A 14,256-nucleotide genomic window follows, 5' to 3' on the forward strand; every position below is an offset into this window, starting at 1 on the left:
CCGATAGCCCCGTTTTAAATTATTTCATATTATTATTTCGCGCAGCAGCCGCATTCAGCCTTCTCCTGATAAATCAGGGGACCGTCCACCTTGGTCAGTTCGTGAAAAGCAGTCCTTAATTCCCTGGTCATGGGTCCCGGCTGTCCGTCTCCAATAAGTCGCCCGTCAACCTGGACGGTTGGAATAATCTCGGCGGCGGTACCGGTTAAGAAGACCTCGTCGGCAGTGTAAACATCGTAAAGAGTAAACACTTTTTCTTCAACCTGTATGTTTCGCTCCCTGGCCAGGTCCATTACCGTATTGCGGGTAATGCCTTCCAGGAGTCCCACATGGAGCGCCGGGGTAATAAGAGCGCCCTTTTTGACCAGGAAAATATTATCTCCCGTCGCTTCGGCCACGTAACCCTCCTGGTTCAGCATAATGGCCTCAGGCGCGCCGGACCGGGCAGCTTCTATCTTGGCGTAGATGTTGTTCAGGTAGTTTAACGATTTGACACGGGGAATACAGGCGGTAGGGATATTGCGACGGGTTGCCACAGTGATCACCGACAGCCCTTTTTCATATAGCTCTTCGGGATACAGTGTAATAGAAGCAGCTATACAGAAAACAAAGGCTTTGGGGCATTTGCGGGGATCGAGACCCAGGTCGCCGACACCCCTGGTCACCACCAGGCGGATGTAGGCGTCACGCAAATCATTGCGCCGCAGTGTCTCAAGCACGATCTCCTGCATTTCCTCCTTGGCCACAGGTATTTCCAAGGCAATAGCCCTGGCCCCGTCGTAAAGCCGGTCCAGGTGATCACCCAGTTTAAAGACCCGGCCATGGTAGGCGCGGATCCCTTCAAACACCCCGTCACCATATAAAAGGCCGTGGTCAAAGACCGAAACTACAGCCCGCTCCTCTGGTACAAACTCGCCGTTAAGGTAAATTATCATGGTATCCACTCCCCCAGATGAATTAATTATGTTTAAACATGTTGATATTTCTCTCTAATATTAAAGTTATTAAAGAAATAAAACAACCCCTCTCCCGGCAGCTTGAATATACTGCCAGGGACGAGGGGCTTATAACCCGCGCGGTACCACCCTGCTTGCCCCCGCCAAAGGCGAAGGCCTCTTGATGTGCTTAACAAGCACGGCTTTTTTAACGGGCGCCAACCCGGCCCGGCTTACTAAATTCTTTCAGCCGGCGGCTCCGGGGTGATGTGCAAGCCTTGCACATAAGCGCCGGTTTTCAGCTACCCCAGCTCTCTGCCGCCATGATACTAAGCCTTGGTCCCCTTCACAGCCTTTACCAAATTGAATTTGTTATCCAGTATACATAAAACCCAAATATGTGTCAAGGATTTTTTCTTTGACGGCGTATACCCTGTAAACATAGCGTTTGTAAAATTTAGCTTCAGAGGGGAAGGTAACCACATTTATTCTTTATTCATATATATATAGCAAATTAGTATTGGGAGGAGTTCCTATGGATGCGAGTAAAGAAGGTCTTTTTGGAGGCATGACCGGCGGCATGATGGACGATATGATGTGTCCACGTGACCCCTGTGAAATTCTAAAAAGGCTCATACAGAGTGAACAAATGGAGATACCCGTCTATACCCAGCTTGCCCAGACCGCGCCAAGTTCCTGCCTCAGGCAAATGTTTGCCCAATCGGCTGCGGAGGAAGCCATGAAGGTGCAAAGATTATGTGCACTGGCAGGAGAGTTCGGCTGTGCCCCTATCGTTCCGGGAATGGGCGGTCCGGGTCACATGGTAAATCCCCCCGGCGGCCCGCCGCTGTTTTATGGCGAAGGAGAACAAACTGACAAAAAATAGACATGAGTAAAGGAGGTTTAAAAAATCATGCAGGAAAACCTGTTTATGGATCAGATATGCCAACTGCTTAACGTGGAACTCCGGCAAATCTGCATGGCGGCACAGCTGGCCATGGTAGCTCCAAACGAGTTGGCAAGAAAAAAGCTGCTGCGCTTTATGAGCGGTGAACTGCAAGAAGCTATGGTTTACCATAATATACTTTGTGCATACAGTGATATGTGTACGCCGGTATCCCCCGGCATGCCCTGCCCCAGCATGGGACCCGGTATGGGCATGGGTCCTGGCGTGCCCTGCCCTGATATGGGCATGGGACCCGGCGTTCCCTGCCCTGGCGTTGGCGTAGGGCCGATCCCCGGCGTTCCCTGCCCTGGCGTTGGCGTAGGGCCGATCCCCGGCGTTCCCTGCCCTGGCGTTGGCGTAGGCCCGATCCCCGGTATTCTTCCACCGGCCGGCCCCGGAGCAACCTTACCCCCATGGGTACCCATTTCCCCGCCAGGCATTGCTCCCGGTTTATCTCCAGGTATATATCCAGGCGTTCCTTACGCGGAAAAGGAAAAGGAAAAGAAAGAAGAAAAATAGCGCCGAATGAAACAAGAATTGTTTTAGTATGCCGGCCACTGCATGGATCAGCAAAGTCGCCTTCAGGGCGACTTTGACTTCTTTATACGGGCGCAGTTGTTTTATTTACTCGCCGCCAACCGCTGCCTGGCTTCGGCGATGGCTTCCCGCACGGCTTCCAAGGCGGGACCGCCCGGCACCCGCCGGGCATCCACACACCTTTTGAGGCTGATGGCGTCATACACGCCCTCCTCCACCAGAGTGGAAAATTTACTGTAATCATCAAGGCTTAACTGGTCAAGGGTAATTTTCTGCTGCAAACAGTGAAACACAAGTTTGCCCGCTACCTCGTGGGCTTCCCGGAAAGGCAATCCCCGGCGCACCAGGTAATCGGCCAGGTCGGTGGCATTGGTAAAACCCTTGCTTGCCGCGGCTTGCATATTATCCTCTTTGACCCGCATGGTTTCAAGCATGGGCCTGAAAACCAGGAGGCATTTTTTGACGGTGTCCACCGCGTCGAACAGAGCCTCTTTATCCTCCTGCATGTCTTTGTTGTAGGCCAGGGGCAGCCCTTTCAGCATGGTCAGCAAAGCCTGCAGGTTCCCAAACACCCGCCCGGATTTGCCCCGGATCAGCTCCGCAACATCCGGGTTCTTTTTCTGGGGCATCATGCTGCTGCCGGTACTGAACGCGTCATCCAGTTCAATAAAGGCGAATTCAGCTGAGGCCCAGAGTATAATCTCCTCACAAAAACGGCTCAAGTGTACCATCACCAGGGACGCGGCCGCGGTAAACTCAACCGCGAAGTCACGGTCGCTGACGGCGTCCAGGCTGTTCTGGGTGATGGCCGCAAAGCCGAGCTGTTCAGCCACATATTGCCGGTCGAGCGGAAAAGTGGTCCCGGCCAGGGCTCCTGCGCCCAGGGGCATTACGTCGGCTCTGCGGCGGCAGTCGGCCAGCCGGCCCTCGTCCCGGCCAAACATCTGGCAGTAGGCCAGGAGGTGATGGGCCAGGGTAACGGGCTGGGCGCGCTGCAGGTGGGTGTAGCCCGGCATTAAGGCGCCCAGGTGCCTTTCAGCCAGGTCCAGCAGGGCTTCCTGCAGCTGGCGCAACAACCCGCTGACCTGGTCGATCTCGTCCTTGAGGTACATCCGGATGTCCAGCGCCACCTGGTCGTTTCTGCTGCGGGCGGTATGCAGCTTTTTGCCAAGGTCGCCGATTTTGGCCGTCAAGAGCTGCTCAACGTTCATGTGGATATCCTCGGCCTCAACCGAAAACTCCACCTGGCCGGCTTTTATTTCAGCAAGCACCTCTTCCAGCCCGCGTACAATCGCGCCGGCCTCCTCTTCAGTAATAATGCCGCACCTGCCGAGCATCCGGGCGTGGGCTATGCTGCCCTTGATATCATATTGATAAAGCCTCTGGTCAAACGAAATAGATGAATGAAAATCCTCTACCAGGTGGTCGGTCTCCTTCTGGAAACGACCTCCCCAAAGTTTGGTCATATACCGCGCTCCTTCTAGAAAAACATAAAAGGTGGTCTACCTTTGAGCATGTTTAACACTACAAAGACAGGAATGACAAAAACAGCTATGGTAAGCACGAGAATAAAAATCTTTAAGCCTTTGTTGTTGCGGTAAGGATGGTCCTCCGTGAACTCGCGGCCTTCAATTCTCTCCTGTTCTTCCATTCTTTTTCACCTCAATGTAAGTTTTTATCTAATTTTAACATGTCCTGGCCTTTATGCAACTATAAACAAAAATAAGAAAGAGGAAGGCCATTTCACTCACCTACCTCCTCTTACTTTTGGCTAACCGGGATTTCGCGGCCGGCATTGCCCTGCCGGGTGTCTTCCTCCAACAGCTCCAGGCCTATACCGGCCAGGATTTCGTTGATTAACTCACCTGTCATCACTTTCCTCCTTCCGCAAATATTTGGAGCACTTCAACGGAATGCATTCATCATAACACCTAAATATTGGAAAGTCAATGATATCTATTTGTACCGGGTGCGGTAGATAAAATTTTTGCTGCCGCATTTCTTACACTGGCAGCCCTTGGTCTGCAGTTCCCAAATCTCATCATTGGTCAAATCGCCCCGGCGCGTCAGGTCTACCGTAACGCTCTCCACATCATGCCTGTTTTCACATACGAAGGTCACAGTCAGCTTCCTCAATTAGATTACCTCTTGTCACTACATTACCTCATATAATCATATACCAAAATCCTCCTCCTTAAAAGTACAGAAATTAATTATATTGTATACGAAGCAGTCCAAGAGACAACCATGGCAATGTTAAGCCAAGCTTAAATTCGGGTTAAGGAAAAGGTGATTGTAGAATGATTCGCGATAAAGCCTTTGGGAGCACACCGGGACGGTTCTCGTGTGCTTATCCGGAGGTTACAATTTTCTCTGTCAAATGTTCTCAAAAAGCCTCTGGGGCAGTGGGTACGGGGTTTTCCTCCGCTCTCTTCGCAATTCTACATTTGTGCAACAAGAACGTCATGCCGACCGCATCTACAGACAGCCATCCGGCAGCTACGCGCTATTCAAGCTTTTCTGCATGCAACGCACACGCTAAGGAACGCATCCAGGCGCAGGCTGATACTGCATTTCTTACCGGTCAGTCGTAGGGCGTAGGCTTATACTGACTTGTATCTGGGTCAGGCGTAGGGCGTAAGGTTATTAAAAAAGGTAGGGGGATGATCCCTTGCTATTATGTTTTACGCCTTACGGCCTACGGCTAATTTTAACCCCAGACCTGCAAAGTCGGGTCATTTCGAACATACTTTTTGAGATAGGCGTGACAGAGAAAGTTGGCGCCGTTTTGGGCGGCGCCAACTGTTAACTGAACCAATTTTCGGTTGTAACAGTATGACATTAAGTTCAGGGCCTACCTTAAGCCCGCCTTCTGCTCCATCATGGCGCGGACTTTCAAGGGCAGGCCGAACAGGTTGATGAAGCCTTCCGCATCCCGCTGGTTGTAAATTTCGTCGCGGCTGAAGGTGGAAAGCTCCTGGTCGTAGAGAGAGTAGGGAGACCTGGCGCCGGCCGGCGAGCAGTTCCCTTTATACAGCTTCATCACCACGGTACCGGTGACCGTCCGCTGGGTGCTGTCTACAAAGGCATCCAGGGCTTCCCTGAGCGGGGCGAACCATACCCCGTCGTAAACCAGCTCGGCGTAACGTAAAGCGACACCTTCCTTGAAGTGCAGGGTCGCCCGGTCCAGTGTCAGAAGCTCCATTTCGCGGTGGGCTGCAAAAAGCACCGTACCAGCCGGGGTTTCATAAATACCGCGCGACTTCATCCCCACCAGGCGATTTTCCACCATGTCGACGATACCCACGCCGTTGGCCCCGGCAACTGCGTTCAGCTTCTGGATCAGGGCTGCGGGGTCGAGAGTCTCCCCGTCCAACTTGACGGGAATCCCCTGCTCAAAATCGAGCGTGACGTAGGTTGGCTTATCCGGCGCTTTATGGGGCGGCGTAATCAGGACCAGCATATCGTCCTGCGGCTCGTTCCAGGGATCCTCCAGGTCCGCCCCCTCGTGACTTAAGTGCCACAGGTTGCGGTCCATGCTGTAGGGGCGGGCTTTGGTGACCGGGACTGGGATGCCCCTGGCGCCGGCATAGTCGACAGCGTCTTCCCTGGAACGGATATCCCATTCCCGCCAGGGCGCGATCACCTTCAAATCGGGAGCCAATGCCTTCACCGCCAGCTCGAAGCGGACCTGGTCGTTGCCCTTGCCGGTGGCGCCGTGGGCTATGGCCTCGGCCCCCTCCTTCCTGGCGATTTCAACGAGTTTTTTGGCTATCAGCGGCCGGGCCATGGAAGTCCCCAGCAGGTACTTGCCCTCGTATACCGCGCCCGCCTTTAAGGTGGGGTAAATATAGTCCTCGACGAACTCCCGCTGCACATCCTCGATGTATATCTTACTGGCTCCGGTTTTAACGGCTTTCTCGCGCAATGGGGCAAGCTCTTCCCCCTGGCCGAGGTCGGCAGCCATGGCAATAACCTCGTAGCCATAGTTCTCCTTTAACCACGGTATGATGATGGACGTATCCAGGCCCCCCGAATAGGCCAGCACTACTTTAGGCATTCAAACAACATCTCCTTATCCTTTTAAAATTAAACTTATTGCAATGGTTCTCGAAAAGCCCCCGGGGTAGTTGGTCCGGGGTTATCCGGAGCGAGCGGAGGATAACCCCGGACCCGCAAGTCAAGCCTTTTCGTGCAAGTGCGATCGCGCCCACATTGCCAGGTTGCTTTTCTGCTGGTTTCGCGTCGAGCAGGACAGATGTCTTTAGAGCAGGGCTGCCAGCACCGCTTTCTGAACATGCAGGCGGTTTTCAGCCTCGTCCCAGACGACCGAGTGAGATCCGTCAATAACTTCCTCCACAACCTCTTCGCCCCGGTGGGCCGGCAGGCAATGGAGGAAAATATAGTCGGGCTTGGCGTGCGCAACCAGCTTCCGGTTGACCTGATAGGGCGCAAAGACTGCAACGCGTTCGGCCTTTTCAACCTCTTGCCCCATGCTGGCCCAAACATCGGTCACCACTACGTCCGCCCCGGACACCGCTTCAACCGGGTCAGTGGTTATTCTAACCGCGGCCCCGGCCGACAGGGCGTCCTGTCTGGCCTGGTTTACGATTTGCTCCTGCGGCCAGTAATCTTTGGGAGAAGCTACACTGATACTCATACCAACCTTGGCGCAGCCAAAAAGCAAAGAATGGCAGATATTGTTGCCATCCCCCACATAGGCCAGTTTGAGCCCGGCCAGTTGCCCTTTATGCTCCTTGACGGTCATCAGGTCAGCCATGATCTGGCAGGGATGGTTCAGGTCGGTGAGACCGTTAATCACAGGTATGGCGGCATACTTGGCCAGTTCCTCGACGTCCGCATGAGAGTAGGTGCGGATCATTATTCCATCCAGGTAGCGGGATAGCGTCCGGGCGGTATCGGCGATGGATTCACCCCGGTTCAACTGCAGGTCGCCGGCGTTTAAGAATAGGGGGCGCCCTCCCAATTGGTACATGGCCACCTCAAAGGAAACCCGGGTACGGGTGGAGGATTTTTGAAAAATCATCCCCAGGGTTTTCCCCTGCAAGTAAGGGTGAGGCACGTTACTCTTTTGCTTTTCCTTTAGCTCTTCGGCCAATTCAAGTAAAGCGCCTATCTCCCCCGGCGTATAATCCTGCAGGTTCAAAAAATCCCGGCCTTTCATATTCATTCCTACAGATAGCAATCTAAATACCTTCTTTCTTAAGTAACCTAAACGTATGGCATGGTGCAAGAGACTCCGCGCCGCAGGTACGGCCAGCCGCAACATTGAAATGCAGGGCAATTAATCCGTCGAATATCGACTAAACAGCTCACCTTTCACTATCGGACGCGGTCACTTATATTTCGAATAGTCGCCTATACCGCCGGCGGCGCCACGCATCAATTGAAAACACCAGCGATGTAGGCGCCATTTCAACGGTTTATATTTATTCAGTTTTTAATTCTGCCATTACCTCATCGAGAATTCCGACCGCCAGGTCCACGTCCGACGTATTAATGGTCAGGGGAGGAATAAAGCGGAGAACGTAATCATTCACGCAGTTAATCAAAAGTCCTCTTGTATGGCAGCCTTCTACCAACGGCTTACCCTTGACCGACAGTTCCATCCCGAGCAGCAGGCCCATGCCCCTGACATCCTTCACGTAATCGTATTTGGCGGCCAGTCCTTTTAGCTGTTCATAGAAGTATTCTCCAACGGAAATGGCGTTTTCCAGGACCCCGCCGTAAAGCAACTCCTGCATGGCGGCCAGGGCCGCGACACAGGCCAGCGGGTTGCCGCCGAAAGTGGAGGCGTGGTCGCCTGGTTGAAAGGCTGCGGCGACCTTCTCTTTAGCCAGCGTGGCGCCAATCGGAAAACCTCCGCCCAGAGCCTTGGCCAGCGTGAGGATATCCGGCGCCACCCCGTAATGTTCATAGGCAAAGAAGCTGCCGGTCCGGCCCAGACCGCACTGGACCTCATCAAAGATCAACAGCGCCCCGTGTTCCTGACAGAGCCCGGCAACCCCTTCCAGGTATTCAGGCGCAGGCACGTTGACCCCGCCCTCACCCTGAATCGGCTCCAGCATAACCGCGCAGGTTGAGGGGCCTATGGCCTCCTCCAGAGCGCCCAGGTCGTTAAAGGGCACATATCTAAACCCGCCCGGCAGCGGCTCAAAACCCTTTTGGTATTTCGGCTGCCCCGTCGCGGTCACGGTTGCCAGGGTCCTGCCGTGAAAGGAGTTTAAAGCTGTGATGATCTCAAACTTCTCTTCGCCGTAGTTCAACCTGGCGTATTTGCGGGCCAGCTTGATGGCGGCCTCATTGGCCTCGGCGCCGCTGTTGCAGAAGAAAGCCTTGTCCAGGTCGGAGTTTTCTACCAGAAGCTTGGCCAGCAGAGCCTGCGGCTCTATGTAGTAGAGGTTGGAGCAGTGCATCAACTGGTGAGACTGCCAACTGATCGCGTCAGCCACGGACTGCGGGCAGTGGCCGAGTGAGTTTACGGCAATACCGCTGACGAAATCCAGGTATTCCAAACCGTCCGCATCCCACAGGCGCGCTCCTTCACCCCGCACCGGGGCCAGGGCAATACGCCCGACATTTTTCATCAGATATTTTTCGCTCAGTTCAATAATTTCCCTCGTGTTCATGAATAATCCCCCCAGTTGTTAGTCGTGAGTCGTGGACGTGAGACGTGGGTATATACTGCATTCCTTTCAGGTCCCACGACGAGACGCTTATTCTTATTTCAGCTTGCTACTTCTAAGTTCCTGTTATCAAATTACGACTTAAGACATAACTTACACTGTGCAAATACAATTCCGCCAAAATCCTCACGTCCCATGTCTCACGTCCCACGTCCATTTCTACTTCTCCACCATGGTTCCAATACCTTTGTCTGTAAAAACTTCTAACAGGATTGAGTGAGGGACTCTGCCGTCCAGGATGTGGGTCGTCTGCACTCCACTGGCCAGGGCGTCCAGGCAGCATTCGACCTTGGGGATCATGCCTCCGTCGATGACGCCCTTTTCAATTAACAGGGCAATTTCATCAGCACGTATGGATGAAATGAGTGAGCTGGGGTCGCTGCGGTCGGCCATGATCCCCTCCACATCGGTAAGTATAATCAATTTATCGGAGCCGAGCGCGGCAGCCAACCTCCCGGCGGCGTGGTCGGCGTTGATATTGTAGCTTTCCCCGCCTGCTCCCACAGCCACAGGTGATACCACCGGTATACAGCCCCTCTCGATAATCGCCGTTACAATTTCGGGATTAACCTTGCTGATGTCTCCCACAAAGCCGATGTCGGCCAGTTCTTCGGCGCCTTCGGGAGTACGTACGATACGGTACTTTTTAACTGCTTCAAAGAGCCCGTCGTCCTGGCCGGACAGGCCCACGGCCCGGCCTCCGATGCGGTTAATCTGGGCGACAATTTCTTTGTTGATTTTACCGATCAGGACCATCTCCGCAATCTCCATGGTTTCCCTGTCAGTCACCCTTAAGCCTCCTACAAAGTGGGACCTTTTCCCAATCCTTTGGAGCATAGCGGTGATGTCGGGCCCGCCCCCGTGTACTATTACCGGATGCATACCCACATACTTCATCAGTACCATGTCGGTAAAGACTGCTTCCTTAAGGTCCTGGGACAGCATGGCGTGACCACCGTATTTGACGACAATGGTTTTACCGTAAAATTTCTTGATGTAAGGCAAGGCCTCCACCAGTATTTTAGCTCTATCCTGGGCAGTAGTCACGATTTACCCCCCCCCAATATTTCACTGTAAGACGTTGCAGATGTCGTAAGGCGCAGGCTTATGCTGCATTCCCCTGTGGTCGGGCGTAGTTTTAACGCTGCATTCCTGTATGATGTCGTAGGGCATAAGGCGTAGTAGTATATATTTACTGTATCCCTTCGGGGACAGTCTACCGGCTCCCATGTTTGCATGATTTACTCTAGTATTTGGGACAAGATTTTATCAACGATCCGTATGCGGATGAATTCGCACCTGCATTTATTCGATCGTGAGGCGCAAGCCGTAAGTACATCTGCCACCTGTGGGGCCTTTTTAAGATATTCCTCGCCCCTTATCTAAATTCTTTACGCCCTACGCCTGACCCGTAAGATCCATCCTACGTGCGATAGTCTGCGTTTATTTTAATGTAATCGTAGGAAAGGTCGCAGCCCCAGGCGGTGGCGCGGCAGTCGCCGGAGTTCAGGTTCAAAGTAATTTTGACCGTATCCTTTTTAAGTATTTCCAGGGCGCGCTCTTCACTGAAGTCAATAGAGCCGCCGTCCCTTGCCACCTGCTCATCCCCCAGAAAGATATCAACCTTTTCCGGGTCAAAATCGGCCCCCGAGTAACCTGCGGCGCAGATGATCCTCCCCCAGTTGGCGTCCCGCCCGAAGACCGCCGCCTTGACCAGGCTTGAGCCAGCCACCGCCTTGGCCGCCTGGCGGGCGTCCTTTTCAGTGGCGGCGCCTAAAACCTCAACAATAATCAACTTGGTCGCTCCCTCACCGTCCCTGGCTATGTCCCGGGCCAGGCTGGCGCATACTTCGGTGAGAGCCTCCCGGAAGTTGACGTAGTCACTGTCCTCTTCCCGGATTACCCCGTTGCCGGCCCTGCCGTTGGCCAGGATTACCGCCATGTCATTGGTGCTGGTATCCCCGTCCACGGTGACCAGGTTGAAGCTCCGGTCCGCGGCGTATTTTAATGCTTGTTTGAGGCAGGCGGGCGCTACTGCGGCGTCGGTGGTGATAAAGCATAGCATCGTCGCCATATTCGGATGAATCATCCCGGAGCCCTTGGCCATAGCCCCAATGGTGACCTGTTTGCCTCCCAATTCCAACCGGACCGCGGCTTCCTTGGGGAAGGTATCGGTGGTCATGATAGCCTGGGCTGCCAGAGGACCGTTTTCCGGCGCAACCTGGCCGGCAGCCGCGCGGATGCCCGGCAGGATTTTTCCCATCGGCATTTTGCGGCCGATGACCCCGGTTGAGGCCACCAAAACGGCTTCCGCCGGTATGCCCAGGACCTCTGCCGTCACGGCGGCCATAGCCTGCGCGTCGCGCAAGCCCTGCTCGCCGTTGCAGGCGTTGGCGTTGCCGCTGTTGACAACCACGGCCTGGGCGGTACCCGTAGACAGGTTCCGCATGGTCACCAGCACCGGGGCGGCCTTGACCTTATTCAAGGTAAAAACCCCGGCGGCGGCAGCCGGGACAACAGAATGAACAACCGCCACATCCCTCTTGTCAACCTGCTTGATCGCGGCAAAAGCGGTACCGGCTGAAAAACCGGAAGCCGCGGTAACCCCTCCGGGGACCCAATCAAACTTGGACTCTTTTATTTCCACTTTAAAAAACCTCCGGTAAAAATGTTTGCCCACCCAAAATAAAAGACCCCGCTTGCATCCCGGCCCAACGCAGGCGCGCGTTCACTCGCGCCAATGTTGTCGATTGGCATATCTTCATTCCCTGCCGGCGCCGCGATAGCGGTATGGGTTTCTAAAGCTTCAGCGCCTCTACGGGTAAAGCGCGGGGCCGGCCAGGGCGGTATATTCGGGCAGGCCGCAGACGATGTTCATGTTTTGGACCGCCTGGCCGGAGGCTCCCTTAACCAGGTTGTCGATAGCGGAAATAACCACCACCCGCCCGGTGCGGGTGTCTACCGTGACTCCAAGGTCGCAGTGGTTGGTTCCGGCCACCCATTTTATCTGGGGCAGCATCCCTTGCGGCAACACACGGACAAAATACTCATCCTGGTAATAATCAAGGAAAATTTCCTGGATCTCTTCCTGCCGCAGGGGGGAGGCGAGCTCCGCGTAAACCGTGCTTAAGATACCCCTGGTTACCGGCAAAAGGTGCGGGGTAAATGATACGGTCACAGCCTCTCCCGCTATTTTCCCCAGTTCCTGCTCAATTTCCGGTGTATGACGGTGGATCGCCACATTGTAAGCCTTGAAATTTTGATTAACCTCACTAAAATGCGAACCAAGGGAAAGCCCGCGGCCTGCTCCGGAAACGCCTGATTTCGAGTCTATAATGATACTGCGCAGGTTGACCAGTTTGTTTTTCAGCAGGGGCGCCAGAGCCAAAATGGCGCTGGTAGGATAGCAGCCTGGATTGGCCACCAGAGACGCCTTGCCGACCGCCGCCCTGTTCACCTCGGGCAAGCCGTAAACTGCCGTCCCGAGCAGTTCCCTGGCTCCGTGCTCAACCTTGTACCACTCTTCATAGACACGGTAATCGTTCAGGCGGAAGTCTGCCCCAAGGTCGATCACGACCTTGCCGCGGCGCGCCGCCTCCAGGGCGACCGGCATGGCATGGCCGTGCGGCAAGGCTACAAATAACACATCCGATTGGTCCAGGAGCCTGGCTAAATCCATTTTTTCAGCTATGAGCTGATTATATTTATACAGGTGCGGATAAACCTCCCAGAAGGGCATATCCACGTAGCTTTGGGTGGTTAAAGCCACCAGTTCGGCTTCCGGGTGCCCGGACAGGAGCCTGACCAGCTCCGCGCCTGTATAGCCCGTGGCTCCGATAATACTTATTTTGATTGACAAAAGCTCTCCCTCCGTTAAATCACAAAACGTAATATTAATAATTATACAGATGACTGTATAATATTACAACAACCAAAGTTCCGATCAGAGAAAAAGATCGGCAAGAAAACGTTTCCAGCGGGAACCATCTCTATTGGCGCCTAAGAAATGAGAAAAGAGCGGCTGTTTGCCGCCCTGTTTTCTGCGCGTGAGAGCCGGTTAATTTCCGGCGAGGTCATCCAGGGTCTTAAAAGAATAACCCTGGGCTTTGGTATCTTTAAGGATCTTGTCCAGCGCCTCCGTGTTATCCTTGGAGACCGCGTGCAGCAGGATCAGGGCGCCGTTGTGCAGGTTGTCCATTACCGATTGGTAAGCCTCGTCCGGCCCGCCGGGCATGGGCACCCAATCAACAAAGGCCATGCTCCAAAAAATGTTGTGGTAGCCCAGTTCCCGGGTTACCGCGAGGGTCCGCTCGCTGTACTCGCCCATGGGCGGGCGGAGGTATTTCATACCCTTCCTGCCGGTAAGCTGTTCGTAAGCCTGCTCCACAACCTGTAGTTCCTTTTTTATTTCCTCATCTGATATGCCAGGCAGGCTGGGGTGGCTGTCGGTATGGTTGCCCACGATATGCCCTTCATCAACCATGCGTTTGACCAGTTCCGGTTGTGATTTCAAGTAATGTCCTGTGACAAAGAAAGCGGCCTTCACGTCATTAGCCTTGAGTATATCCAGGATCCGGGAGGTGTAGCCGTTTTCATACCCCTCGTCAAAGGTCAGGTACAATGTTTTTTCGTCGGGGCCGCCAATCCAGTAAGCGCCGTATTTACTAAGCCCGGCGCTGGTAGACGCAGACATCTCCGGCTGCTGGTGGGTGTCATTGCGTTTTAAGCCCCAGCCCTTCTTGTTGTTGGAGAGATTGCCGGTCACAACTGTGCTTTGTGCGGGCTTTTGTTCCGCTGCCGGCTTTTCTTCCGCTGGAACTCCGGCGGTTGCTCCATCTTCATCTATTGACGGCGCATCCCCGGTAATGGCAGTGGGAATAGTCTCGTCGACGTTGGACTGAGCCTGGTAAACCTCACCTGAACTGCTCGGCCCGGTTACGTTTGCAGGTTTTTTCAGGGCATAACCTGCTGCGCCGACCAGGGCAAACAGTACTACAATCAAAATGCTCACAGATACCTTTTTGTTTTTCAAATAATCCATAATATACTCCCGGCTGAAAATTGATTATAAAACTATGATTGACGAAAATCACTCTGATTATCCCTGATACGACAAAATCCCTGAATTATG

The 14,256-nt window shown here is 53.8% G+C and carries 13 protein-coding genes and 1 other annotated feature; of the genes, 2 read left to right on the plus strand and 11 right to left on the minus strand.

Annotated elements, in window-relative coordinates; genetic code table 11:
* Positions 1-32 precede the first annotated feature (32 nt).
* Positions 33-935 carry a branched-chain-amino-acid transaminase gene (gene ilvE, locus Psch_RS07640; protein WP_190239750.1) on the minus strand — a complete coding sequence of 301 codons (903 nt, stop codon included), beginning with the start codon at positions 933-935 and terminating at the stop codon, positions 33-35.
* Between the two features lie 113 nt (positions 936-1,048).
* Positions 1,049-1,294: a binding site (T-box leader), on the minus strand.
* 176 nt (positions 1,295-1,470) lie between these two features.
* Here ilvE and Psch_RS07645 point away from each other — a divergent pair.
* The gene (locus tag Psch_RS07645; RefSeq protein WP_190239751.1) at positions 1,471-1,821 is read left to right on the plus strand and encodes a ferritin family protein; all 351 of its coding nucleotides are present in this window, start codon (positions 1,471-1,473) and stop codon (positions 1,819-1,821) included.
* Positions 1,822-1,848: 27 nt separating this feature from the next.
* Entirely contained in the window at positions 1,849-2,400 is a 552-nt protein-coding gene (locus Psch_RS07650) for a hypothetical protein (RefSeq protein WP_190239752.1), read from the plus strand.
* A gap of 101 nt (positions 2,401-2,501) precedes the next feature.
* On the opposite strand, the gene argH is transcribed toward Psch_RS07650, so the two are convergent.
* The 10 genes from argH to pdaA all read right to left on the minus strand — a co-directional run bounded on the left by argH (position 2,502) and on the right by pdaA (position 14,166).
* A complete protein-coding gene (gene argH, locus Psch_RS07655; protein WP_190239753.1) occupies positions 2,502-3,884 on the minus strand; it encodes an argininosuccinate lyase in 1,383 nt (460 codons plus the stop codon).
* A gap of 14 nt (positions 3,885-3,898) precedes the next feature.
* Positions 3,899-4,069: a hypothetical protein gene (locus tag Psch_RS07660; RefSeq protein WP_190239754.1), complete on the minus strand. Its 171-nt coding sequence runs from the start codon at positions 4,067-4,069 to the stop codon at positions 3,899-3,901.
* Between the two features lie 305 nt (positions 4,070-4,374).
* Complete coding sequence (locus tag Psch_RS07665) at positions 4,375-4,554, minus strand: hypothetical protein (protein WP_134219120.1); 180 nt, start codon at positions 4,552-4,554, stop codon at positions 4,375-4,377.
* 718 nt (positions 4,555-5,272) lie between these two features.
* The gene (locus Psch_RS07670) at positions 5,273-6,478 is read right to left on the minus strand and encodes an argininosuccinate synthase (protein WP_190239755.1); all 1,206 of its coding nucleotides are present in this window, start codon (positions 6,476-6,478) and stop codon (positions 5,273-5,275) included.
* Positions 6,479-6,682: 204 nt separating this feature from the next.
* Positions 6,683-7,609: an ornithine carbamoyltransferase gene (gene argF / locus Psch_RS07675; RefSeq protein WP_190240265.1), complete on the minus strand. Its 927-nt coding sequence runs from the start codon at positions 7,607-7,609 to the stop codon at positions 6,683-6,685.
* Positions 7,610-7,868: 259 nt separating this feature from the next.
* Entirely contained in the window at positions 7,869-9,068 is a 1,200-nt protein-coding gene (locus Psch_RS07680) for an aspartate aminotransferase family protein (protein WP_190239756.1), read from the minus strand.
* Between the two features lie 216 nt (positions 9,069-9,284).
* Positions 9,285-10,172 (minus strand): acetylglutamate kinase, encoded by an 888-nt coding sequence (gene argB, locus Psch_RS07685; RefSeq protein ID WP_190239757.1) that lies wholly within the window; start codon positions 10,170-10,172, stop codon positions 9,285-9,287.
* 376 nt (positions 10,173-10,548) lie between these two features.
* Positions 10,549-11,766 (minus strand): bifunctional glutamate N-acetyltransferase/amino-acid acetyltransferase ArgJ, encoded by a 1,218-nt coding sequence (gene argJ, locus Psch_RS07690; protein ID WP_190240266.1) that lies wholly within the window; start codon positions 11,764-11,766, stop codon positions 10,549-10,551.
* Positions 11,767-11,940: 174 nt separating this feature from the next.
* Complete coding sequence (gene argC, locus Psch_RS07695; RefSeq protein WP_190239758.1) at positions 11,941-12,984, minus strand: N-acetyl-gamma-glutamyl-phosphate reductase; 1,044 nt, start codon at positions 12,982-12,984, stop codon at positions 11,941-11,943.
* A gap of 198 nt (positions 12,985-13,182) precedes the next feature.
* Complete coding sequence (pdaA, locus tag Psch_RS07700; protein ID WP_190239759.1) at positions 13,183-14,166, minus strand: delta-lactam-biosynthetic de-N-acetylase; 984 nt, start codon at positions 14,164-14,166, stop codon at positions 13,183-13,185.
* Positions 14,167-14,256 lie beyond the last annotated feature (90 nt).

Source organism: Pelotomaculum schinkii (assembly GCF_004369205.1).
In the GTDB taxonomy this organism is placed as follows: domain Bacteria; phylum Bacillota; class Desulfotomaculia; order Desulfotomaculales; family Pelotomaculaceae; genus Pelotomaculum_C; species Pelotomaculum_C schinkii.